Origin of the sequence: Mesorhizobium sp. M2A.F.Ca.ET.043.05.1.1 (assembly GCF_003952445.1) — a bacterium.
Taxonomy (GTDB): domain Bacteria; phylum Pseudomonadota; class Alphaproteobacteria; order Rhizobiales; family Rhizobiaceae; genus Mesorhizobium.
In genome coordinates this window covers 2167557-2190566 of sequence record NZ_CP034446.1, presented here as the reverse complement: position 1 = coordinate 2190566, position 23010 = coordinate 2167557, and the positions used below count along the sequence as shown (strand labels likewise).

The window sequence follows — 23010 nt, the reverse complement described above, 5'->3', positions numbered from 1 at the left end:
TACCGTCGTCATCTTTTGTTCGCTAAATGGGAACGGAAGGGATAGACGACGCATTGTTTCGCGACACGTTTACCGTTACGTGTCACAAAATGGTGCGGTGCACAATTCGGGCATTGAGCACAAACAAGAGTTTGGCGGAGTAGCTGAAGTGTCACTTCTGCAGATCTACTTTAGAGCGCTGGGTTATCTGGCGGCCGACAAGAAGCGCGTCGCGCTGATTTGCGGCGCCAACGTCGCGCTCGCCGCGATTGCGATCCTCGAGCCGATCCTGCTGGGCAGGGTGATCGGAGCCATCTCCGAGAAAGGCCCTGTGTTTTCGACGCTCGCCGTGTGGGCCGCGCTTGGTGCTTTCAACGTCATTGCCTTCGTGCTGGTGGCGCGCGGCGCCGACCGGTTCGCCCATGCCCGCCGCTCGGAAGTGCTGTGCCAGTCCTTCGAGCGCGTGATCACCATGCCGCTTGCCTGGCATCACCAGCGCGGCACGTCCAATTCGCTGCACACGCTTCTTCGCGCCGTCGAGACCCTGTTCAGCCTGTGGCTCGAATTCATGCGCGTGCATTTGTCGACGGCCATCGCGCTGGTTCTGCTGGTGCCGACCGCGCTTGCCATGGACATTCGCATGTCCGTCGTGCTGCTCGGCCTCGGCATTCTCTATGTCGGCATCGGCCGTATCGTCATGCGCCGCACCAAGGCGGGGCAGACCGCCGTCGAGCGCCACTACCACACCGTCTTTGCGCATGTGTCGGACAGCGTCAGCAATGTCGCCGTGCTGCAGAGCTACAACCGCATCGGCCACGAGACCGCGACGCTGAAGCGTTACGTCAAGGACCTGCTCGACGCGCAGAACCCTGTGCTCGACTGGTGGGCGATCGCAAATGCGCTGAACCGCCTGTCGTCGACCATCTCGATGATGATCGTGCTGTCGATCGGCGCCTATCTCGTCACCCGTGGCCAGCTCCGCGTCGGCGACGTCGTCGCCTTCACCGGCTTTGCCGGGATGCTGATCGCCCGTCTCGACCAGATGTCGGCTTTCACCACCCAGATTTCCGAGGCCCGCGCCAAGCTCGAGGATTTCTACCGCCTTGAGGACTCGGCTGCCGAGACCATCGAGCCGGACGGCCTGCGCGAGCTCACCAACGTCACCGGCCATGTGCGCTTCGAGGACGTCAGCTTCGAGTTCGCCAATTCGGGCCACGGCATCGAGGACGTCTCGTTCGAGGTCCAGGCTGGCCAGACGGTCGCCATCGTCGGCCCGACCGGCGCTGGCAAGACGACGCTGATCAATCTGCTGCAGCGGGTCTTCACGCCGTCCAGCGGTCGTATCCTGATCGACGGCATCGACACCAGGACCGTGACCCGCAAGTCGCTGCGGCACTCGATCGCCACCGTCTTCCAGGACGCCGGCCTGCTCAACCGCTCTATCGAGGACAACATCCGCGTCGGCCGCGCCGATGCGAGCAATGACGAAGTGCACGCCGCGGCCAATGCGGCCGCCGCGCAGGACTTCATCCTGGCCAAGAGCAGCGGCTACGACACCGTCGTCGGCGAGCGCGGGGGCCAGCTTTCGGGCGGCGAGCGCCAGCGTATCGCCATCGCCCGCGCCGTGCTGAAGGATGCGCCGATCCTGGTGCTCGACGAGGCGACCAGCGCGCTCGACGTCGAGACCGAGGACCGTGTCAAGGAAGCGATCGACGAGCTGCGCCGCAACCGCACGACCTTCATCATCGCCCACCGCCTGACCACGGTCCGCGACGCCGACCTCGTCGTCTTCATGGACAAGGGCAAGGTGGTCGAGATGGGCGGCTTCACCGAGCTGTCGCTGCGCAACGGCCGCTTCGCCGCCCTGCTGCGCGCCGGCGGCCTGCTCAACGACGAAGAGGTCCGCCGTCTCAGCCGTCCGGTGACGGAAGCGGCGTAAAGTACAGCGCTCCTCCTTCTCCCCTTGTGGGAGAAGGTGGATCGGCGCGCAGCGCCGAGACGGATGAGGGGTGTTCCAGCGGAGCGAGACGCCGGCTTTCCCTGGAGCACCCCTCATCCGTCGCCTTCGGCGACACCTTCTCCCACAAGGGGAGAAGGGGAATTGCCCCAAACCCACTGCGGGTCTATTTAGGTCGCTATGAGCGACACCACTTCACGCTTTTCCGGCTGGATCGATCTCGCCAACCCGACGCGCTTCGTCGGGCTGGCCGACAAGCTCATTCCGTGGCTGGCGGCGGTCGCGGCCATCCTGCTTGGCGTGGGCCTCTATATGAGCTTCACCGCGCCGGAGGATTTCCAGCAGGGCATCACCGTGCGCATCATGTATATCCACGTGCCTTTCGCCTGGCTGGCCATGATGTGCTACACGATCATGGCGATCTCGGCGCTGGGCACGCTGGTCTGGCGCCATCCGCTGGCCGATGTTGCGCTCAAATCGGCGGCCCCGATCGGTGCCACCTTCACCGCGCTGGCGCTGATCACCGGCTCCATCTGGGGCAAGCCGATGTGGGGCACCTGGTGGGTATGGGACGCGCGGCTGACCTCTGTCTTCGTGCTTTTCCTGATGTATCTCGGCATCATCGCGCTGACCCGCGCGCTGGATGACGCCGGCCGCGCCGCCTGGGCGGCGGCCATCATCACGCTGGTCGGCTTCATCAACATCCCCATCATCAAGTTCTCGGTCGACTGGTGGAACACGCTGCACCAGCCGGCCTCCGTCTTCCGCCTCGGCGGCCCGACCATCGACCCGTCGATGTTATGGCCGCTGGCCGTAATGGCGCTGGGTTTCACGGTGCTGTTCTTCGCCCTGCATCTGATGGTGATGCGCACGGAGATATTCAGGCGGCGGGTGACGGCGATGCGGAGAGTGGCGGCAAGGCAGGCTGAGAAGGCTCCCCCTTCTCCCCTTGTGGGGTGAGAAGCGGTCCGCGTTAGCGGACGAAAAGCCAACTGCTTGGCTTTTCGAGCTTCGAACGCCCTGAGCCTGCGAAGGGCCGGGCCGGGGCCGCGAAGCGGCCGGATGAGGGGTGTTCCAGCGGAGTGAGACGTTGGCGTTCCCTGGAACACCCCTCATCCGTCTCGGCGCTGCGCGCCGATCCACCTTCTCCCACAAGGGGAGAAGGGAAAGGCGCGCTTCACCCCATCTTCCCTCGCGCCGCCACTGGCAGCGTTTCCAGCACCTTGTCGCCGTCGATCAGATGCACCTGGTCGAACAAATTCGTCACCACGCAGCAATGATCCGGAACGACGCGCACCCGCTCACCGATGCGCAAGGCGGCGCCGTCGGCAAGCGTGACGGTGCCATGCTCTTCGCTCAAACCGGTCACGAGGGCGCCGGGCATGCCGAGCAGTTCGCCGAACTCCGGCAGGCCGAGCGTGTCGGACGACAGCGCCTTGCTGCCTGAGTCGAGGATGGCGCGGGTCGGCGTCGGGTGGCTAACGACGGTGGCAAGCACCGTCAACGCGCAGTCCTCGAGCGTGCCGACGCCTTTGGCGACCTGGTAGCGGTCGAGGTAGATATAGGTGCCGGGCCGGTATTCGGTGACGATGCTGTTCTCGCCGGAGCGCCACATATCCGGCGTGCCGCCGCTGGAGACGCGCACGCATTCGAGCCCCGCCGCGGCAAGCGCGTCGTGCCCGCTTTTCAGCCAGGCCTCGGCTTGCGCCGCGCGGCCGGCCGCCGGATAGGTCATCAGCCCGCCGAAGGCGAGGCCCTTGGCCTGGTCGATTACCTTCGCAAGCGCCACCGCATCGGCCGGGCTCTGCACGCCGCAGCGGCCCATGCCGGTGTCGCACTCGACCAGCACCTGCAGCGGATGACCGGCATCGGTGAAGGTGGCGGCAAGGCCTTCCAGCGTCTCATGGCTGTCCGCCGTCACCGAGAGCGTGACGCGCCCATGCAGCGCCTTCAGCCGCTCCAGCTTGGCGCGGCCAAGGATGTTGTAGGGCAGAAAAATATCCTCAAGCCCCGCATCGGCCATCACTTCGGCCTCGCCGATCTTCTGGCAGGTGATGCCGACCGCGCCCGCCGCGACCTGCTTCTTCGCCCAGTAGGGCAGCTTGTGCGTCTTGATGTGCGGCCGCAGCTTCAGCCCGTGGGCGTCGGCATGCGCCTGCGCTTTTTTGATGTTGGCTTCGGCACGGGCCGCATCGATCAGGATCGCCGGCGTGTCGAGGTCGTCTATGCTTGGCATGAAATCACCATTCAAAGCATGTCTCCCGAGAGCGGGATCCGGTTTCTGGACAAAGACATGCGCAAAATCGAAAAGTCCGGCTGGGTTTATGGTCCCGATCCGAACGGATGTCACGGGGCCAGAACAGCGGGTTTGCGTCGACAGCCGACCGGCATTGGGCTATTCGGATGGTCAGATTTCAGCAAGGCATCGGCCGGAGGAGAACCATCATGAAGCGCTCCAAGATCAACGACATCATCCGCGAAGCCGACGCCTTCATCCGCTCCTTCGGCTATATCATGCCGCCCTTCGCCTATTGGTCGCCGGAAGAGATGAAGGCGCACAAGGCCGACTCTTCCGCCATCTTCACCTCGCGCCTCGGCTGGGACATCACCGACTACGGCCAGGAGAAGTTCGACGAGCTCGGCCTGTTCCTGTTCACCGTGCGCAACGGCCGCTACGAGGACATGAAGCTCGGCATGGGCATGCTCTATGCCGAAAAGATCATGATCTCGCGCAAGGACCAGCTCTCGCCGATGCACCGCCACAACATCAAGGCCGAGGACATCATCAACCGCGGCGGCGGCAAGCTGGTGCTGGAACTCTTCATGCATGACCGCGACGGCGGCATCGACCCGAAGGCCGAAGTGTCGGTGCCGGTCGACGGCACCATCACCAGGTTGCCGGCCGGCGGGCTCCTGAAGCTCGATCCCGGCCAGAGCGTCACGCTTTTGCCCGGCGTCTGGCACGCCTTCTGGGCCGAGGGCAAGGATGTGCTGATCGGCGAGGTTTCCACCGTCAATGACGACCTCACCGACAACGTCTTCCGCGAGCCGATCGGCCGCTTCTCCAACATCGACGAGGACGTCGCGCCGCTGCACCTGCTGGTGTCGGACTATGAGAAATGGGTGGGGTAGGCGGGGTTAGTCGACCCAGTTCAGCTGCTGATAGAACGTCCAGACATTGATTGTACTGTCGTCTCGGTCATTCGTGCTGTGGAGGGAGAGGATAATATCCACGGAGGGCGGGCTCTCGATCCGCGTAGTGATCAGGCGCGTCCCATCAGACACGATACCCACTTCTGAGCTCACCTTCCAATTCCCGGCGGCTTGCTGAAGGCGCTGGGACGAATCCTCAAACTGCTCTCTCATCGACGCATCGTTTGAGAACGGAGCGTCGGTGAGTTTGGCAAATTCGTTCCAGGATCCGGAAACAGCGGCCTGAATGGCGCGGTTGATCCTGGCTTCTTCTGCTTCGCTGATCTTGGCGCGCACGCTGGAACTCCGATCTACCGCGCGTACTTATCCGCCTTGCGGTTGCCCAGCAGCAGCTTGCGTTCCAGATGCGCGCGCAGCTCGCCGTAATAGGCGGTGAGGAAAGCCTTTGAATCGACCGGTTCGACCCTGGCGCCGATCTTGCGGGCGATCGTCTCCGCCACCGCCTTGAGCGCGGAATGATCGTCGCGGCGCAGCACTTCCTCGAGCTTCTGCAACTCGGCGATGCCATAGGCGTCGAGCTGCACGGGGCTGAACTGGAAGCGGGAGGCAATCGGGTCCTTTCGCAATGAAAGGTCCTCGACCAGCGCCACTTTCGGCGCCTCGACCACCCAGGTGCCGGCGAGCAGGTCGCCGATCCTCAGCCGGTCGCGGTTGAACAGCGGGAACAGCGAGAACAGCAGCGCCCACACCAGGCCGAAAATGGTCGACAGCGTGTCGGCGACATCCGCGCTGGCGCGCGCGGCGAGGATCGAAAGCGGCAGGAAAACCTCGATCTCGCGCATCAGGTTGCGCGCGATGACCTGGTCCAGCGTGAGGCCGGCGCCGCTGCGCGACGCGACCCTCACGCCAACCATGCGCTTGCCCGGTGTGGCTGCCCGACGTCCCGCCTCGAAGGCGATGAAATAGACGTTGCGCAGGAAGAAGATGAAGATGATCCAGACGATGAACAGCGGCTCGGCATCTTGCACGCCAAGCCCGCCAAGGCCGAACAGCGCGACGAGGCTGACCACGATTGCCGCCACGACGATGATCACCACGTCGAGCAGGAATCCGGAAGCCCGGGTGCCGGCATCCGCCAGTTTCACGCGCAGGTCGACGCCCTCCGGCGTGACAAGCGGGCGGATCAATGCCGCCGGGTTCTTGACCTTCGCTGTCCTAGCGGTCGCCATGCCGCACCATCCGGAACAGGTAGAAATAGCAGATCCATAAGGCGAGCATGCCGCCGCCGATCGAATAGCGGACGATGTCGCCGGTGATCGTCTGCCGGCCGACGCCCTCCAGCAATCCGGCGAAAAGCAGCATCACCGTGACGCCGATCATGGCGGTCGCCGCGACGCGTCCGGCCCGGGCGGCAGCCGCCATCCGGGTCAGTTCGCCGGGAAAGGCGATGCTGGTGCCGATGCGCATGCCCGCAGCACCCGCGATGGCGATGGCGAACAGCTCCGTCGTGCCATGGATCGAAAGCCAGCCGCCGAGCTCGAAACCCAGGCCCTTGGCGGCATAGATCTGGAAAATGGCGCCGAGCATGCAGCCATTCATCAGGATGATCAGGACGCTCGGCACGGCAAAGGCGAAACCCAGCGCAAACGCCAGGATCGAGACCTGCGTGTTGTGGGTGAAGAGATAGGCGGCGAATCCCGACAGGAAATGGTCGCCGCCGCCGTAAAGCACGCCGCGCAGCGTCTCGGCCGAGGAGTCCGGATTGCGCCCGCCCGCCAGACTCGGCGCGATGATGGCGTCGTACCAGCGCTTGTCGGAGGCGACCAGCCAATAGCCGGCGATCGCGCCGATCGCCGTGAGGGCGACCGACGTCCACACCTCGCGCCACAGATCGCGGATCGCCGCCGGCCAATCGTGCAGGAAGAAGTCGCCGATGCGCGTCCGCAAGGAGCGCCGCGCGCCGTAGAGGTAGAAGTAGCCGCGCAGGCACAGCGCCTCGAGATAGGCGATCAGCGCGCTGTCGAGCGATGTCGCGCGCGCCACTGAAAGCGAGGACAGCGCCGAGCGGTAGAGTAGGGGGAGCGACAACAATTCGTCTTCCGACAGTGCGCGCGGCGCGCGTTTCTCGACCCGCGCCAACAGCGCCTCGAAGGCTTTCCAGTCGGCCTCGCGCTCCTGGCGGAAGCTCGCCAGCGACTGGCGCACCGCATCGGTGCCGGCGGCGAGCGTCATAGAAGGTTCCCCTCCTTGAGCTGGATATAGCGTTCGACCAGCGCGGGGCCGAGCCGCTGATGGTCGGCCTCGATGACATGCGCGCCGAGCAGCCTGAGCCTGCCGATCACCACCTGCCGCTGCTTCAGGAGATCACCGGCGGTGACGGAGCGGGCGACATCCTCTGGCGCCGCCGGCGCCATGTCGGCCAGCGTTTCGAGCTCCACGTCCCGCATCAGCATGAACAGCACCAGATGCCGCTCGGTCAGCCGGCCGACGGTGCGCAGCATCAATTCGGCGCTGATCGGGTCGACGAAATCGGTGAAGACGATGACCAGCGAGCGCCGATCAAGCTTGGCTGACAGCGTGGTCAGCGCCAGGGTGAAATTGGTCTCTTCGGTCGAATAGTCGATCTCGGCGGCGCGCTTCTGGATCATGGTGAAGCTGGGCGAGCCCCGCACCGCGCCGCTGGAGACGCGCGGCCGGGCATCGAAGGAGAACAGGCTGACGAGATCCCCACCCTTGAGCGCGATGAAGGCCGACAGGAGTGCGGCCGTCACTGCCCGGTCGACCTTCGGCACGCCGTCGACCGGCTCGCACATCAGCCGGCCGCTGTCGATCGCCAGAACGATGTTGTTGTTTTCCTCGATCCGGAACTCGCGCGCCAGAAGCTTGCCGTGGCGGGCGCTGCGCTTCCAGTCGATCATGCGCCGGCCCATGCCGGGCTGGTAGTCCTTCAGCGCCTCGAACTCGCGGCCCTGTCCAGCGCGCTTCTGCGCATGGCCGTCGGCAAGGGCAGAACGCTGCAAGAGCGTGATCGCCTCGTCGCGCGCGCTGTTGACGTTGGGCAGCACCGCGACCTTGCGGTCGACCGGCAATGTGACCTGATTCCACACCAGCCCGAACGGGCCCTGCCAGCGCAGCCACAGTCGGTCGAAACTGGCGATGCCGCGCCGGATGGCCTCGAATTCGAGGTCGAGCGTGCCGCCATTGGCCGGCAGCGCACCGCCTGTGCCGGCGACCGGCTGAACCCGCTGGTCATGCCCGATGCGCGCCTCCAGGCGCCGCAACTTTGCCCCGACACCGGCCGCGATGTGCAGCGTGAAGCGCCCGCCGATGCCGACCTGGGGCGGCGCCGTCAGCACCGCATCGAGCGAGGCGCGGCCTCTGCCGGCCGCCGCGTCCACCGCCAGGAAGGCAAGCAGCAGGCAGACCCACAACAGGCCGAGATACCAGACAGAAGGCAGCGCGAGCGCGATCAGGAAGGCGGGGATCGCCCCCGCCGCTGCTGCCCAGACCGCTCGCCCGCTCGGATAGATCAACGCGGCGCTTCCGTGTGGTCGACGAGGTCGGAGACGATCTGCTCGACCAGCCGCCCGTCGATCTGAGCGGCCGGCGAAAGCACGACGCGGTGGCGCAGCGCCGGCACGGCCAGAGCCTTGACGTCGTCCGGGATGACATAGTTGCGGCCGTCGAGCGCCGCCCTGGCGCGCGCGGCTCTCGCCAGCATGGCGCCCGCGCGAGGGCTGGCGCCCACCTCCAGGTCAGGGCTTTCGCGCGTGCCGCGCACCAGCGCCGCGATGTAGCCGACGACATCGCCGACCAGCGTGACGTCGCCGACGGTGGCAAGTGCGGCTTCCAGCGTCCTGCGGTCGGTCTGCGCCCTGATGCCGTATTGGCCGATGTCGTGCGAGGCCGAGCCGCCGCCGTGGTTGACGATGATGGCGCGCTCTTCCGCGAGGTCCGGATAGCTTACCCGGTGCTTGAACAGGAAGCGGTCGAGCTGAGCCTCGGGCAGCGGATAGACACCCTGATGCTCGATCGGGTTCTGCGTTGCCACCACCATGAAATTCTGCCCTAGCGAATGCGTGGTGCCGTCGAAGGTGACGGCGTGTTCCTGCATGGCTTCAAGCAGGGCGGCCTGCGTCTTCGGCGGCGTGCGATTGATTTCGTCGGCGAGCAAAAGGTCACAGAAGATCGGGCCGCGCGTCAGCGTAAACTGCCCGGTCTGGAAATTGTAGATGTTGGCGCCGACGATGTCGCCTGGCATCAGGTCGGGCGTGAACTGGATGCGGCCATAGGCGACGCCCAGCGCCTGCGCAAAGCAGCGCGCGGTCATGGTCTTGGCGGTGCCCGGCGGGCCTTCGAGCAGGATATGGCCGCCGGCAAACAGCGCCGTCAGCATCAGGTCGACCGTGTCGTGCTGGCCGGTGATCGCTTTCGCCACTTCTTCCCTGATCGCGTTCGCCAGGGCCTTCACTTTATCGACGTTCACCGAGCCTCCTTGCTGTCCAGTCATGCAGCTGTTCGGCTGCTTCATGCATTGCTGCCAAATTGTTGGATTCGTTCGCGGCCTGGAAGCGCCGGGTGAAGCCGTGCGCCTCGCTTTTGTCGCGGGAATCGAGCCAGCGGTCGAGTGCCTCGCCCTGCAGCCCGTGCGGCGCGCCAAGCAGCGCGCCGGCGCGCTGCCGCATCAGCGCCGCGTACCGGTCGCCAAGTCCTTCCAGCCGCCCGGCGCGCCTCAACAGCGTCGCCGTGGTGTCGACCAGCGCCCGCTTGCCGAAAGCGATGGCGCGGCCTTCCGCCCTCGGCGGCCCGAAGCGGCCGAGCCCGTGCAGGAAGGCAAGCGCGGCCGCCACCAGCACCGAAAGCGTCAAAGCCAGGAAGGGCGGTTCGACCAAAAGCTTGGCGAGATCGTATTTCTGGCCGATGCCGTGCAGCGTCAGGTCGAACATGACCGCGCCCTTAGCAGGCTCCAGCATGGCGATCATGTCGAGCGCCGCGGCTGCCGTCTGCTCGTCCTTGAGCCCGGCATTGTTGATGAAGTCGGGATCAGTGAGGATGTAGAAGGGTTCGTTATCGAGCTCGGTGAGGATGGCTTTGCCGTCACCGGCCGCGATGAGCGGATGATCATCCGCCACCCATTGCAGTTCGTCCGGCGCGGCGATCCTGCGGCCTTGGACATCGATCGTGTCAACCGTCGGCTTGCCTTCGCCAAGCTTCGCCTTGGCGATGCGGCCGAGCCAGTCATTGACGACCGAGTTCGGCAGCCGTTCGATTTTCGTTTCCCAACCGTCCCGGCCCAGCAATGGCATGGTCTGCCATTTCGGCAACACGAAAAGCGTGTCCTTGCCCGAGCGCAGCTTGATGAGGTGATCGAGCGCGGCCGGGTCGCTGCCCGGCGCGATGGTGACGACGAGCAGGAAGGTCGAAGCCAGCGGCGACTCCAGGTCCTTCTCGCCGCGCTCCATCGGCGGCGCCTGTCCATTGGTGAGCTTCAGCCATTCGACAAGCCCGACATAACCGGTGCCGCCTTTCGAGAACGGCGTGGCGCCGCCTTCTGGCTGGCGGAAATCGGGCGCATAGGTGGACAGCAGGAAAAAGCCGGCGGCGGCCAGAAGACTGGCGAAGATGCCCCAGAACAACGTCTTGCGGCTGAACGGCTCCTGCACTGTTTCCGTCGTTGCCGCGCTCATGCCCAGGCGTCCCGGAAGGCGAAACGCTCATAGGCGCCGCGCGCCTGCTGCCACCCTTCGGCGCCGACGGGCCGCCGGGCAAACAGGGCGGCTTCGACGATGCGGGCGATCTCGCTGAAGGCGGCGCGGGGCCGGCTAGGGATCGAGCCGGCGGCCGCGATGTCGCGCGCGGTGAGCGACGGTCGCAGGAAGTCCGGTATGCGGGTCGCGATGTCGGCGACGCTGCGGCGCAACAGAAGATGCACCGCCTCGTCAAACTCGCCGCGCGCGGCAAGCGCGTCTGCTTCGGAGAGCAGGACCTGGGCGACACCCACGTCCGGGCGCCATTCCTCCTTCTCCTCGGTCTCCTGGCGCTTGCGCCGCCAGGGCAGGCGCCAAGCGACGCCTCTGGCTTCAAGCAGGAGCAGAAAAGCGATGATCGCGACGCCGATGATCACCGCGCCCCAGAACAGATAGATCATATAGGGGCCGAGCTTGGCCAAGCCGTCCAGCAACGGCTTCAGCCATTCGGGAGGCTCGGGCCGCACATAGGTCGGCAGCCCGAACTGGATCGAATCGTCAGTCAGCAGTTGCTTGTGCAACTGTGCCAGCCGTTCCGCGTCTTCCGTCCCTGCGGCTGTCACCCGCCCGTTTCCCCTGCAACCTGCGGTTCGGAACCGACACTGGCAATACGCCATGACAATTGCAAGTGCACTGGACGCAGCCCCGCAATCTTGGCAAATTTACTTTGAAGTCATCGATTGGATGCAGCGATGACTCGGGGGAAATTATCATGACCACTGCGACATTGGGACAACCCGGCAGGTTCGAGATCGGCAGGGTATTCAGCAATACCTTCGCCGTCATTGGCCGAAACATCGGGCTTTGCGTGGGGCTGGCGGCGCTGTTCGCCGGCCTGCCGACATTGGTGATCCGGATGGCGACCCAGCCTCAGATCGACGCGATACTGCAAAGGGATCCTGGTGCCATGCCTGATCCGAGCGCGGCATTTCGCAATTCCTACATCACCATCATCGCCGGTCTGGTTTCATTTGTGTGCACGCTTCTGCTGCAATCGGCGCTGGTGCGGGCGACCATCGAGGACCTCAACGGCAAGCGGCCGTCCTTCGGCGACTGCGTCCAGATTGCGATCCGCTTTCTGCTGCCGACCCTGGCGATCGGTATTCTTGTCGCTCTCGGCGCGGGCATCGGCCTGATGCTGCTGATCGTGCCCGGCATCGTTCTGTGGCTCGGCTGGTCGATGTCGGTGCCGGTCCTGATCCAGGAACGGCGAGGCGTGTTCGGTTCTATGTCGCGCAGCCGAGCCCTGACCAAAGGCAGCCGCTGGTCGCTGTTCGGCCTGTTCCTCATTCTGATCATCATCGCGATGATCATCCAGTGGGGGATATTGCTCGTCCTCGTGCTGTTCGGCGGCCTCATCGCCGAGATCGGAGCGGCGCTGGTGCAGACCGTGGTGTCGATGGTGCTCTCGATCGCCACGGCGGTGAGCTATGTCGAACTCCGCCAGGCGAAGGAAGGGGCAAGCATCGACGAGCTGGCGGAGATTTTCTCGTAGCGGCCGCCACGGTCGAGGAGCGACAGCCGCCTAGTGACAACAGCAACAGTCCGCCTGCACGCTCGTCCGGCACAGGCATGACGAGGTGATCGCCACATCCGCCTTCACAAGCGCCGCCGCCAGCTTCGCCTGCAGCCCCGGCAGCTCGTCTTTCTCGCCGCGCTGCTTCAGGCATTCGACTAGCCCGTGCAGCGCCCAGACATTGTCTGGGTGCTGGGCGCAGCGCTGCACGGCGCCGCTCAAGCCAAGATCGTCGCGATAGACCTGTTCCGCCTCCGTCGCGTGGCCTTGATCCAGTAGCAGCGCCGCCAGTGCGTGGCGCGGCGGATGCATCCAGGCCCATGGCTCGGTGTAGGACAGATTGTCGTCAAGCTCGACCGCGCGCCGCAGATGACCATAGGCCTCGTCATGCCGACCCCGGTGATAGGCGAGCTCGCCGTCGAGAAGTGTCGCGCCGACCACAAGCGAGGCTTTCGTGGGGTTGCTGAGGAAGCGGCGCTCCGGCGGAATGTTTTCGATTTGCCGGTTAAACAAATCGCGATGATGTTCGGCGGAGGCGAAGTCGCGCAGCGTCGCATGCGCCACGCCCTTGGCGTAGTGCTGCAGCGCCGTGGTCACCACATAGAGATCGGGCTCACCGTTCATCGGCTCATCGATGATCTCGCGCCAGCGTCCGAAGCGCACCTGAACATGCGATTTCATCGCGTGATAGCCTTCGACCGTCTGCGTCAGCTTCGGCCGCTCGGGGATGCTCACGACGTCACGCGTCACCAGGCTGCGCACCTTGTCGGCCGCCCACAGGGCAGGGCGGTACTGGCCAAGCAACATGCAGGTGAACATCATCAGATGCAGGTCGTGGCAGCATCCGAGCAGGTAGTAGGTCGGCTCGCCGGCATAGGCGAGGTAGAGGTCGTTGGCGCGCACCGCCTTCTCGCTGGCAATCTTGGCCTTCTCATATTCGCCGCACAGCACGTAAATGTGCCCCGGCATATGGTTCATATGGCCGGCATCCGGGCACATCGCGCCCAGCCGCTCCGCCGAGCGCATGCCGCGTTCGGGCTGCGTCGACATTTCAAGCAGGTGGATATGCAGATGCAGGGCCGCCGGGTGCGGCGCGGCGCCTGCCTCATCTGACAGCCGGATCGAGCGCTCGCAAATCTCAAGCGCCTCGACAACATCGGAATTCGGTGCCGGCGCGCCGGTCTTGAGGTTCCACAGCCGCCGCACCGTGCGCATCATCAGCGCCTCGACCGTCAGCACCATCACGTCATGATCGTCGGGAAAGTCGCGAAAAACCTGCCGCATCGCGGCGGCGTAGGCGTCGTCCCATTTTTCGAATTCGGCGGCGCTCACGCCATGCGGCTGCTGGAAGCGAGCGCCGAGCGCCTCGATCAGCCGCCGCTCGACAGCGCTCGCGCTCGCTGCATTGGCTTGCGCCAGCCGCACATGCTCGAAACAGCGCCTGGCGGCATGATCGGCCTCGGCCTTGCCATGCTCCTTCCAGGTCAGATTGTAGAAAGGCCCGGCGGCATAGGCGATGCCCCAATGCACGAAGGCGCAAGCTGGATCGCTCTCCAGCGCCTTCTCGAAGCATTTGATCCCCTCCTCATGGTTGAAGCCGTAGCACCAGTTCAGCCCGATATCGAACCAGCGCTGCGTTTCGGCCGAGGATGTGGAGATCGGGCGGCGATAGGCGCCGAGGTCGAAGTGATCCATGCCTTGCCTGTTCTCATATTCCGCGCCGGCGGGTACCGGTCGAGCGCAATCTGAGCTGAAAGGCAATCGCTTGGCAAACGGCTTCTCAGCTATCGAACCGCGCTGGACGGAACGGCTCAAGCAACGCATTGGATGTGCCGCTGACGATCTCATGAGCGAGCAATTCTCCCACCACGAGGCCCAGTGTCGCGCCGCTGTGGCTGAAGACGACGTGATAGCCGGGAATGCCGGTCAGCTGGCCGACGACCGGTTCGCCATCGGCCGGAATTGGTTTCGGGCCCATGTGAAGGCTCTCCAGGACAAGCCTCGGATTACCCTCCAGCACTTTGGAGGCTTCCTCGAGCAGCCCCGCGATCGTGGATGACTTGGCCTCGTATGTGCCATCGTCGCGCACGATGACTTCCTCTTCAGACCATGCCGAATCCAGCGCGAAGGCGCCGTTCGGCGTTGGGCGGATGGCGACGCGCGGCGTATTCAGCACGGCTCGGAGCGGATGCTGGACCGGCTTGCTGAAGACGAGGAGCGCACGCGTGGTGCCGTCGCCGATACGCCTGCCAACCTTGGCAGCCATGTCCGGTACTGCCGGGCCGGTCGCAACCACCACTGCATCGGCAGCAACCGCCTGGCCGGAGCCGGTCCTTACACCATTGGCGCGGCCATTGGCGAGCGTCACCTCGGCGGCGCCGGCATCGGTTACCACGCGCCCGCCAAGTTCGCGAAATTCCCTCAAGAGGAAGTCGATCAGAGAAGGCAGGTCTACCCAGCCTTCGCCGGCATTGAAGATGGCGCCCTGAGGCGAGACAGCGCGCAGGTCGACACCAGGCGTGACAGCGCTGAGTTCAGAAGGCGCGAGCAGCTGTGTCTGGTAGCCAATCGACCGCTCGTGCCGGTGGATTTCTGCTATCTGATTGGAAGCATTGTCGGCGTCCCAGGTGAGGCCGCCGTCGAACCGCAGCCAGGCGCTGCAATCGTGACTGGCCGCAAAAGCCTTGTAGCGCTCAAGGCCTTGAACACGCAGCTTGTGATATGCTGCCGAGCGCTTTCGCGCCGAATTGAGCCACGCCAGTGAGCGCGACGATGCCCCATTCGCAACGGGACCGTCATTGACGAGCGTCGTGTCCGCGCCAAGCCGGGCGAGATGGACAGCCGTCGATACGCCAAAGATGCCGCCGCCGATGATGACGACCTTGAGTGCGGATTTACCAGTCATTTGTGCAGCTTTCGATTGTCGCAACGGGTTGAGTTTGAAGGAGGCTGAGCACGTCGGCCACCTGGCGCGGCGTTCCTCACAGCACCTCGGCCAGGAACTGCTTGAGCCGCTGACTCTTCGGTCGGTCGAAGATCTCCGCCGGCGGCCCGACCTCGACAATGCGGCCTTCGTCCATGAACGCGACCTGGTCGGCTACCTTGCGGGCGAATCCCATCTCGTGGGTCACGACGATCATGGTCATGCCGCGCCGAGCGAGGTCGGCCATCAGGTTGAGCACGCCTTTGACGAGTTCGGGATCGAGCGCGCTGGTGACTTCGTCGAAGAGAATGACCTCGGGCTCCATCGCGAGAGCCCGCGCGATCGCCACGCGCTGTTGCTGGCCGCCCGAAAGGCGGCTCGGACGGTACCCCGCGCGGGCGGCAAGACCCACTTCCACCAGGCGCGCTTCGGCTGTGCGCCTGGCCTGGCTTGCCGGCACGCCCTTGATCCTGGTCAGCGCCAGCATGACGTTCTCGATCGCTGTATGGTTCGGGAACAGATTGAAATGCTGGAAGACCATGCCGACGCGCCGGCGCAGCATCTCCGGTTTCATCGCCAGGATGCTCTGGCCGTCGAGCAGCACGTCGCCGGCCTTGGGTTCGACCAGCCGGTTGAGGCAGCGCAGCAGCGTCGACTTTCCCGAACCGGACGGCCCGATGACGCAGGTGACAGTGCCGGGTTCGACCTTGAGCCTTATTTGCTTCAGGACCTGCAATTCGCCATAGGCCATGTCGAGATCGCTCACTTCGAGGCTGCCGGCCTTGATCGTTGGCCGCGCCGCGCCCGGCGAGGCGGTGTCCTTCAACTCGCCGACCTCAACCAACCCGCTGACCACGCCGCCCGGCTTCTGCTTGCCGAGGCGCAAGCGGTTGTCGATGGTGTTGACGACGTGGGTCAGCGGCACGGTGATGATGAGGTAGAACATGCCGGCCAGAAGCAGGGGCGACAGATTGCCGGTGACGACCGCCTGGTCCTGGCCGATGCGGAAGATCTCGCGTTCTGAGGCCAGCAGGCCGAGAAAATAGACGAGGCTGGAATCCTTGACGTTGCCGATGAACTGGTTGACCAGCGCGGGAAGCACGCGGCGTATGCCCTGTGGAACTACGATCAGCCGCATGCCCTGGCTGTAGCTCATGCTGAGCGCGCGGCAGGCCTCCATCTGGCCGCTTTCGACGCTCTGGATACCGGAGCGGAAAATCTCCCCGATATAGGCGCCTGCAATCAGGCTGAGCGCCAGGATGCCGAGCGGGTAGGGCGAGGGGCCGAAGATCTCGCGCCCGATCCGGGCGAAGCCCTGGCCGATCAAGAGGATGGTGAGGATGGCCGGGAGACCGCGAAAGATGTCAGTATAGACGCGTGCCGGAATGCGCAGCCAGGCAGAGCGCGAGATGCCCATCACGGCGAGCACCATGCCGATCAGGATGCCGAGCACTGTCGAGGCCGCGGCGAGGATCAGCGTGTTCTTCAGCCCGACAGTGAGCAACGACGGCAGCACCGATGCCATCGCGTCCCAGTCGAAGAAGCTCCGTTGAAGATTTGCGAGCCAGTCCATTCGTCATCCTGCATTGCGAGGCGGCGCAAATGGCCGCTCGGCCGGTCATTTGCCGTCTGCCAAGGGAATGGCCGCCGGCGTTCGCACCGGCGGCCGAGTTCGGGTCAGTTCTTCTTGGGGAGGTATTGATCCGGCATCGGCGATCCGGGGAACCATTTCTGGTAGAGGTCCGCCAGGTACCGTCCTGCATGGCTTCGTGGATGCCCTTGTTGAGCGCCTCGCGGAACGCGTCGTTGCCCTTGCGCACCACAAAACCGGCGGGTGCGTCAAACGACGGGATGTTGACGGCGATCTTCAGGCTCGGATAGCGCTCGCCATATTGTTTGGCGGCTTCATAGTCGAGGAAGTGACCGTCGATCGTGCCGTTGTTGAGCGCGGCGATGGCCGAGTTGTTGTCTGGGAACTTCACCAGGTCCGTGTTCTTGAAATTCTTGGTGGCATAAATCTCCTGCAGCGTCCCCTGGACCACACCGAGCCGCTTGCCGGCAAGGCCGTCGGCGGAAGTGATCTTGGGGTCCGACGTCAGCACCGACAGATATCCGGCGAGATAGCCGTCCGAGAAATCGACGGTCTTCTTGCGCTGCTCGGTCGTTCCGATCGCGGCGACCGCGACGTCGAAGCGCTGGTTGGCGACCGATGGCATCAGCGCCGAGAATTCCTGGCCGGTGAAGGTCACCTGGTCCGGCTTGAAGCCCATCCGACCTACCACGTTCAGGAAGAATTCGAGATCGAACCCCGTGAACTTGCCGTCGGCAGTGGTGAAGGCATAAGGCTTGGCATCTCCCATCGTGCCGACGCTGATCGTCTTGGATCTATGAGATTGTAGGGATTATCCGTCGCCCACGCCTTTGGCAGCGATAGGACGGCAAGCGCGACTGCTAAGATGAAGGCGCCGACGCGCTGACGTCGGCTTGAAATGAAAAGACGTCTGATGTGCATGGTTGTTCTCCACTCTCAAGATCGGTCCGTGCGGGGGGCACAGCGAACAATTTCTGTACGGCCTGCGATCGACGCCATGGGGCGTTCTTCTTGTTATGAGACCGGTCTCAAATGCGGATGAGACCGGTCTCTTGACATTTGTAGGCACGACGACGAGCATCCGTCAACGAATTTGAAGAGCGATTTTTCCACAATGAAGCGTCCGCCCAAGATTTCCTCTATCACTGTCAGCGACGTTGCCCGGGAGGCGAAGGTTTCGAAGGCGACCGCTGCGCGCGTCCTGGGCGGCTATGGCCGCGTCAGTCAGTCAGTGCACGCGGCCGTGTTGGAGGCGGCCAAGGCGCTGGGCTATCGGCCGAACGAGCTGGCGCGCAGCATGACGACCGGCCGTTCGGGTAGTATCGGGGTCGTCGTCGGCGACATCGAGAACCCTTTCTTCTCGCTCGCGGTGCGCGGCATAAGCGATGTCGCAAGGTTGTCGGGCATCAACGTCATTCTGGCCAACTCGGGTGAGGAGGTCGAAGCGGAAAAGAGCGCCATACGCGTGCTCCTGGCAAAGCAGGTCGACGGGCTGATCGTCACGCCCGCCCAGGCTGCAGACATCGCCCACCTTAGGGAGATTTCCTGCCCGCTGGCGCTGCTCGATCGGGCACTGCCGGAGCTGGATGTCGACACGGTAACGGTGGATGATCGCAACGCTGCGCTACGCGCGACCCGCATGCTGACCCAAGCCGGGCACCGTAGGATCGCCTATGTCACCGCCGCGGTGTTGTCGGGGGATTTTCGCGGTGCCGCTTCAAGGATCAATACTTCCACGGTGCGGGAGCGTATCCTGGGCTTCCTCGAAGCCTGCCGCGAAGCCGACATCGAGAATGCGGAGCGCAATATTCATTTCGGCAGCAGCCGATCGGAGAGGTCCCATGCCCTGCTGCTGGAGATGCTCGGGAGCGCCGACAGGCCAACTGCAATCCTGGCCTCCGACAGCGTCGTGGCGCTCGATCTCTTCAAGGCGATCCGGGAATGCGGCCTCGGCATTCCGCGGGACATATCGCTAGTCACGTTCCACGATGCCGACTGGACCAGCGTGACGACGCCGCCGATCACCGTGATCGATCAGCCGGTCTATGCACTCGGAAAATCGGCGGCGGAGCTTCTGATCCGCCGCCTGAAAGGTGATGATCGGCCCCCTGAAAGCATAGTCCTGCCGACGACGATCATTGAGCGGATGTCAGTAGGTGCTCCCCTGCGCCAGCCGGACGATCAATCCTGACTGTGCAGGCCGCCACAAACCGGCCGACGCGACTGGAGGGTCGCGCCGGCCGCCTCGGTCCTGGGAGGCTCAGGACTCCAGCCACACCTTTTCGAAATGCTGCTCGAGCGCCTGGTGCTGTTCGCAGCCTTGCACGCCCTTGCGATAGGTGCGGTAGACCGAGCGCCAGTAGGGCTGGATGATGATGCCGCTGTCGCGCAAATTGGTCTCGATCTTGGCCATGATCTCTTTGCGCGCCGCGGCGTCCGGCGTCGCAAGCGCCTTGTCGAGAAGCTCGTCGAACTCCTTGTTCGAATAGGCGCTTTCGTTCCAGGCCGCGCCCGATTTATAGGCCAAGGCCAGCACCTGGACGCCGAGCGGGCGGCCGAGCCATTCGGTGCAGGAGTAGGGGAACTTGCTCCAGTCGTTCCAGAAGGTCGCTGCCGGCAGCACGGTGCGCTTGATCTTGAAGCCCGCCTCGCGGATTTGCGCCGCGATCGCGTCCGCGGTGCTCTTTTGCCATTCGATGTCGACCGAGATCAGCTCATATTCGTGGTCGGCCTTGCCGGATTCCGACATCAGCTTCTTCGCCTGGTCGACGTCGCGTTTGGCCGGGCCGATGTCGGCGAATTCCGGATGCATCGGGCCGACATGGTGGTTGTCGGCGGGTTTGCCTCGGCCGTCGAGGCCGAGCTTCAGCACCGCCGCATTGTCGACGGCAAGCTGGGCGGCGCGGCGCAGCTTGATGTCGTCATAGGGCGCGTTGGCGACATTGAAGCGCGCCACGATGGTCGAGCCGGTGGCGATCTCGGAATTCTGCAGGCCCATCTTGTCGGTCTGCGAGACGGCATCCGACGCGGTCTCGTGGTCGGTGTCGATCTCGCCGGATTCGAAGGCCGACAGCATGGCGTTGGGGTCGGAGCCGTAATCGACCCATTTGATGCCGTCGAGATGGAACTCGCCCTTCCACCAGGGCTTGTCCTTGCGCTTCACCTCGGCGCCGGTCTCGGCGTCCCAGCTCACCAGCTCGCAGGGGCCGGTGGTGATGGCCAAGGCCTTCTTCGGATCGGCATCGCCCTCATAGGAGCGGTGCATGATCAGCGCCGGATAGTCAGCCATGCCGGCGATCAGCGAGATGTCGGGCTTCGGCAGGTTGAGCTTGACGGTGTAGTCGTCGACCTTCTGGATGCCGCCGTCGACCGGCTTCTTGGTGTCGGCATTGACCAGCGCGCCCATGCGCGCCGCGACCGAATTGCCGGCGACCGAGGCGTCGCACCAGCGGTTGAGATTGTGGATCACATCGTCGGCGTTGAATGTGTCGCCATTCGACCAGGTGATGCCCTTGCGCATGTGAAGCGTGATCGTCTTGGCGTCGTCGCTGGTCTCCCAGCTTTCCAAGAGCCAGGGTTCGAAGGAAAAATCGGTGTTCCAGCGCACCAGATATTCGTTGCACTGGCGCGCGACATTCGACATCTCGACGCCATCGAAGGTGCGCGGATCCTTGAACCCCTTGACGTTCATCGCGACGCGCAGCACGCCGCCCTTTTTCGGCTCGGCGGCGCGGGCAGGCGAGGGGGCGATCCCGCCCAGCGCCATCGCGCCGGCGGCGCTGACGCCGAAACCGGCCATCAAGGCCATGTATTCGCGCCGGCTGATCGCGCCTTTCTTGAGGTCATTGGCGGTGGGCTCCGCGCGCGGGTGCAGTTTCCTGTCGGTCAGCATGAATTTCATCGTCGTTCCCTCTGTTGTTGGCGCACGTTGCCCGCGCGGCGGTCTGTTGGGGCAACGACTTGCACGAGCCAACGGTCGCCCCGGGATTGCCAGGCGCGGGGCGGATGCGACCGCCAGGGCGCCGTTGCCTGCGAGGGAATGATAGGTCCGCTTTCCGCGGCGAAATGTTTGGTTTTCCGCAGTTCTTGTGCGCTGTTCCGCAGGCTAAGTTGACTCAGACGGCGTCGCCCCCTCATCCGGCCGCTTCGCGGCCACCTTCTCCCCGAGGGGAGAAGAGGTTCGCGCCGGCGCTGACAGGCTCCTCTCCCCTTGGGGAGAGGTCAGCCGAGCGATGCGGAGGCTGGGTGAGGGGGAGCGCCGTTCAATACGGCCACTCGCCCCGTCCGAGCGCGCCGATATCCGCAACAATCCGCCCAAACGCCTCCGCCGCGCGCGGCACCGTCGGGCGGGCGCGCAGGAAGGAGTGCACCAGCCGCTTCTCCTCGCGGCACCACGCTTGTCCGCCAGCGGCAACAATCCGGTCGCGATAGGCCTCTCCGTCCGACGACAGCGGGTCGCATTCGGCGGTGGCGATGATCGTCGGCGGCAGTCTGGAAAAGTCACGATCCGTGAGCGGCGAGAACGTTGGGTCGTCGGGTGACTGCCCGGGCGCGGACCGGACGCGCCGGTAGAACTCGATGTCGGCGAGCGTCAGCAGCGGCGCTTCGGCATGCTCGACATAGGAGCGCCCGGTCTCGTCGCTGCCCAGGCCGGGATAGATCAGCATCTGGCCAACGGCGTGCCGTTGATGCCGCCGCGTCGCCTGCGCCACCGCAGCGGCGAGATTGCCGCCGGCGCTCTCGCCGCAAAGCACGATCGGCAGCCCACTGGTCGCGGCGACCCAGTCGAACACGGCCAGCGCGTCGTTGAAGGAAGCCGGATGCAGATGTTCCGGCGCCAGCCGGTAGTCGGCCGAGACCACCTCGAATCCAGTGCCGGCGCAGATCTCGGCGCAGATGTCGTCATGGCTGTCGAGGTCGCCGAGCACGAACCCGCCGCCGTGATAGTAGACGACGATCGCCGCCGGCTTACCCTCCATGCGATAGCGGCGGACCGGGATCGCATGCGCCGCGGTAGCGACGATGCCGTCACTGGTGGTCACACCCTCGGGACGGCCTTGGTGAAACGCCTCGCACATCCGGTCATAGACCGCGCGCTGCTCGGCGATCGGTGCCGCAACGATCTCCGGCGGGTACCAACTGTTGACCTTGTCGATGTATTCCCAAAGCTCCGGGTCGAGCCGATCGGCATATTTGCCGCGGCTCGCCGGATCGGTTGCGTTGCCAGCCACTACCGTCAGAGCTCGGCGTAGAGCCGCGCCGCGTTCTCGAAGGTGAAGCGCAGCGGCACCGAACCCTCGACCTGCCACACATTGACCGTGTCGCCGGCCATTAGCCGGCAGGCGTCGAGCGTGTTGGTGACGGCACCGCCATAGAGACGATTGGCGAGGTTTAGGATGCCGGTCTGGTGCATGGCGGCACTTGCGCTGCCGCAGGCGTCCTTGACCAGCAGCACGCGGAAACCAAGCGCCACCGCATCCTTCACCGTGGCGTCGATGCAGGCCTCGGTCCAGACGCCGGCAATCACCAGCCATTCGATGCCGGAGGCCTTGAGCTTGTCGGCAAAATCGTTCTTGCCGAAGGCGCTCGCTTCCTGCTTGACCAGCATGGCTTCGCTGTTCCGCGGCGCCACTTCATGGCAGATCGCCGTCAGCGGATCGTCCTTATCGGAGAAGGCCGACTTGCCGCTTTCGTCCACAGGGTGGAAAGGCCGCGCCGCCGCGAGGTCGACGATATAGGCCCAGTGATGGAGCGGCACGAAATTGCGCCGCGCCGCCTCCTGCAGGCGCTGCACATTGGCGAGGATGTCGGCAAACCCCTCGACCAGATAGCGTTTGTCCTTGCGATGCTCCTCCTGGAGATCGATGAACACCGCGGCGACCGTGCCGCGTCGGATGGAAATGGGCGTTTTCATGCGTATGCTCTCGAAGAGGTGCCGCGGCGCGTCGGAATGTGCCGCAGCTTATCAGCTTCGTCATTCCAGGGCGAAGCAGCCGCGAAGCGGCGTCGCGAAGACCCTGGAATCCATTCCGTTACCTTGATCGAAGAGCGCGGCCTAACAGAATTCTGCACCGTTGCGGCGCTCCGACGTAACGGAATGGATCCTAGGGTCTGCGCCGCGTCGCTTCGCTCCTTGCTTCGCCC

At 64.6% G+C, this 23010-nt stretch carries 19 protein-coding genes and 1 pseudogene; 5 read left to right on the top strand and 15 right to left on the bottom strand.

What is annotated here, in order from left to right:
• Window positions 1-148: 148 nt before the first annotated feature.
• The gene (locus EJ069_RS10620) at window positions 149-1918 is read left to right on the top strand and encodes a glucan ABC transporter ATP-binding protein/ permease (protein ID WP_126061235.1); all 1770 of its coding nucleotides are present in this window, start codon (window positions 149-151) and stop codon (window positions 1916-1918) included.
• Between the two features lie 198 nt (window positions 1919-2116).
• The gene (locus EJ069_RS10610; RefSeq protein ID WP_126061234.1) at window positions 2117-2896 is read left to right on the top strand and encodes a heme ABC transporter permease; all 780 of its coding nucleotides are present in this window, start codon (window positions 2117-2119) and stop codon (window positions 2894-2896) included.
• Between the two features lie 217 nt (window positions 2897-3113).
• On the opposite strand, the gene EJ069_RS10605 is transcribed toward EJ069_RS10610, so the two are convergent.
• Window positions 3114-4172 (bottom strand): D-TA family PLP-dependent enzyme, encoded by a 1059-nt coding sequence (locus EJ069_RS10605; protein WP_126061233.1) that lies wholly within the window; start codon window positions 4170-4172, stop codon window positions 3114-3116.
• 209 nt (window positions 4173-4381) lie between these two features.
• On the opposite strand from EJ069_RS10605, the gene EJ069_RS10600 reads away from it, so the two are divergent.
• Window positions 4382-5068 (top strand): D-lyxose/D-mannose family sugar isomerase, encoded by a 687-nt coding sequence (locus EJ069_RS10600; protein ID WP_041011546.1) that lies wholly within the window; start codon window positions 4382-4384, stop codon window positions 5066-5068.
• Window positions 5069-5074: 6 nt separating this feature from the next.
• Here EJ069_RS10600 and EJ069_RS10595 read toward each other — a convergent pair whose 3' ends face one another.
• From EJ069_RS10595 to EJ069_RS10565, 7 genes are read right to left on the bottom strand one after another with little or no spacing between them, the layout of a single operon-like run.
• Entirely contained in the window at window positions 5075-5425 is a 351-nt protein-coding gene (locus EJ069_RS10595; protein WP_126061232.1) for a hypothetical protein, read from the bottom strand.
• Between the two features lie 14 nt (window positions 5426-5439).
• Window positions 5440-6318, bottom strand: coding sequence for an RDD family protein (locus tag EJ069_RS10590; protein ID WP_126061231.1), 879 nt, complete (start codon window positions 6316-6318; stop codon window positions 5440-5442).
• Window positions 6305-7321 carry a stage II sporulation protein M gene (locus tag EJ069_RS10585; RefSeq protein ID WP_126061230.1) on the bottom strand — a complete coding sequence of 339 codons (1017 nt, stop codon included), beginning with the start codon at window positions 7319-7321 and terminating at the stop codon, window positions 6305-6307. Before EJ069_RS10585 ends, EJ069_RS10590 begins: the two co-directional genes overlap by 14 nt.
• Window positions 7318-8622, bottom strand: coding sequence for a DUF58 domain-containing protein (locus EJ069_RS10580; RefSeq protein ID WP_126061229.1), 1305 nt, complete (start codon window positions 8620-8622; stop codon window positions 7318-7320). The genes EJ069_RS10585 and EJ069_RS10580 overlap by 4 nt, the downstream gene beginning before the upstream one ends.
• Window positions 8619-9575 (bottom strand): MoxR family ATPase, encoded by a 957-nt coding sequence (locus EJ069_RS10575; protein ID WP_126061228.1) that lies wholly within the window; start codon window positions 9573-9575, stop codon window positions 8619-8621. The genes EJ069_RS10580 and EJ069_RS10575 overlap by 4 nt, the downstream gene beginning before the upstream one ends.
• A complete protein-coding gene (locus EJ069_RS10570) occupies window positions 9562-10776 on the bottom strand; it encodes a DUF4350 domain-containing protein (RefSeq protein ID WP_126061227.1) in 1215 nt (404 codons plus the stop codon). Before EJ069_RS10570 ends, EJ069_RS10575 begins: the two co-directional genes overlap by 14 nt.
• Window positions 10773-11399 carry a DUF4129 domain-containing protein gene (locus tag EJ069_RS10565; protein WP_126061226.1) on the bottom strand — a complete coding sequence of 209 codons (627 nt, stop codon included), beginning with the start codon at window positions 11397-11399 and terminating at the stop codon, window positions 10773-10775. The genes EJ069_RS10570 and EJ069_RS10565 overlap by 4 nt, the downstream gene beginning before the upstream one ends.
• Before the next feature lie 149 nt (window positions 11400-11548).
• Here EJ069_RS10565 and EJ069_RS10560 point away from each other — a divergent pair, with 149 nt between their 5' ends.
• The gene (locus EJ069_RS10560; RefSeq protein ID WP_126061225.1) at window positions 11549-12331 is read left to right on the top strand and encodes a hypothetical protein; all 783 of its coding nucleotides are present in this window, start codon (window positions 11549-11551) and stop codon (window positions 12329-12331) included.
• A 30-nt stretch (window positions 12332-12361) separates the two neighbouring features.
• Here EJ069_RS10560 and EJ069_RS10555 read toward each other — a convergent pair whose 3' ends face one another.
• The 4 genes and pseudogenes from EJ069_RS10555 to EJ069_RS10540 form a co-directional block, all read right to left on the bottom strand.
• A complete protein-coding gene (locus tag EJ069_RS10555; protein ID WP_126061224.1) occupies window positions 12362-14047 on the bottom strand; it encodes a hypothetical protein in 1686 nt (561 codons plus the stop codon).
• An 85-nt stretch (window positions 14048-14132) separates the two neighbouring features.
• Window positions 14133-15257, bottom strand: coding sequence for an FAD-binding oxidoreductase (locus tag EJ069_RS10550; protein WP_126064680.1), 1125 nt, complete (start codon window positions 15255-15257; stop codon window positions 14133-14135).
• Between the two features lie 76 nt (window positions 15258-15333).
• On the bottom strand, window positions 15334-16848 hold the full coding sequence (locus EJ069_RS33730; RefSeq protein ID WP_126061223.1) for an amino acid ABC transporter permease/ATP-binding protein: 1515 nt from the start codon (window positions 16846-16848) through the stop codon (window positions 15334-15336).
• 104 nt (window positions 16849-16952) lie between these two features.
• Window positions 16953-17787: pseudogene (locus tag EJ069_RS10540) on the bottom strand (ABC transporter substrate-binding protein).
• Window positions 17788-17980: 193 nt separating this feature from the next.
• Here EJ069_RS10540 and EJ069_RS10535 point away from each other — a divergent pair.
• The gene (locus tag EJ069_RS10535) at window positions 17981-19057 is read left to right on the top strand and encodes a LacI family DNA-binding transcriptional regulator (protein ID WP_126061222.1); all 1077 of its coding nucleotides are present in this window, start codon (window positions 17981-17983) and stop codon (window positions 19055-19057) included.
• 69 nt (window positions 19058-19126) lie between these two features.
• Here EJ069_RS10535 and EJ069_RS10530 read toward each other — a convergent pair whose 3' ends face one another.
• The 3 genes from EJ069_RS10530 to EJ069_RS10520 all read right to left on the bottom strand — a co-directional run bounded on the left by EJ069_RS10530 (window position 19127) and on the right by EJ069_RS10520 (window position 22780).
• Complete coding sequence (locus EJ069_RS10530) at window positions 19127-20767, bottom strand: ABC transporter substrate-binding protein (protein ID WP_126061221.1); 1641 nt, start codon at window positions 20765-20767, stop codon at window positions 19127-19129.
• A 361-nt stretch (window positions 20768-21128) separates the two neighbouring features.
• Window positions 21129-22097: an alpha/beta hydrolase gene (locus EJ069_RS10525; protein WP_126061220.1), complete on the bottom strand. Its 969-nt coding sequence runs from the start codon at window positions 22095-22097 to the stop codon at window positions 21129-21131.
• Window positions 22098-22102: 5 nt separating this feature from the next.
• A complete protein-coding gene (locus tag EJ069_RS10520; RefSeq protein WP_126061219.1) occupies window positions 22103-22780 on the bottom strand; it encodes an isochorismatase family protein in 678 nt (225 codons plus the stop codon).
• Window positions 22781-23010 lie beyond the last annotated feature (230 nt).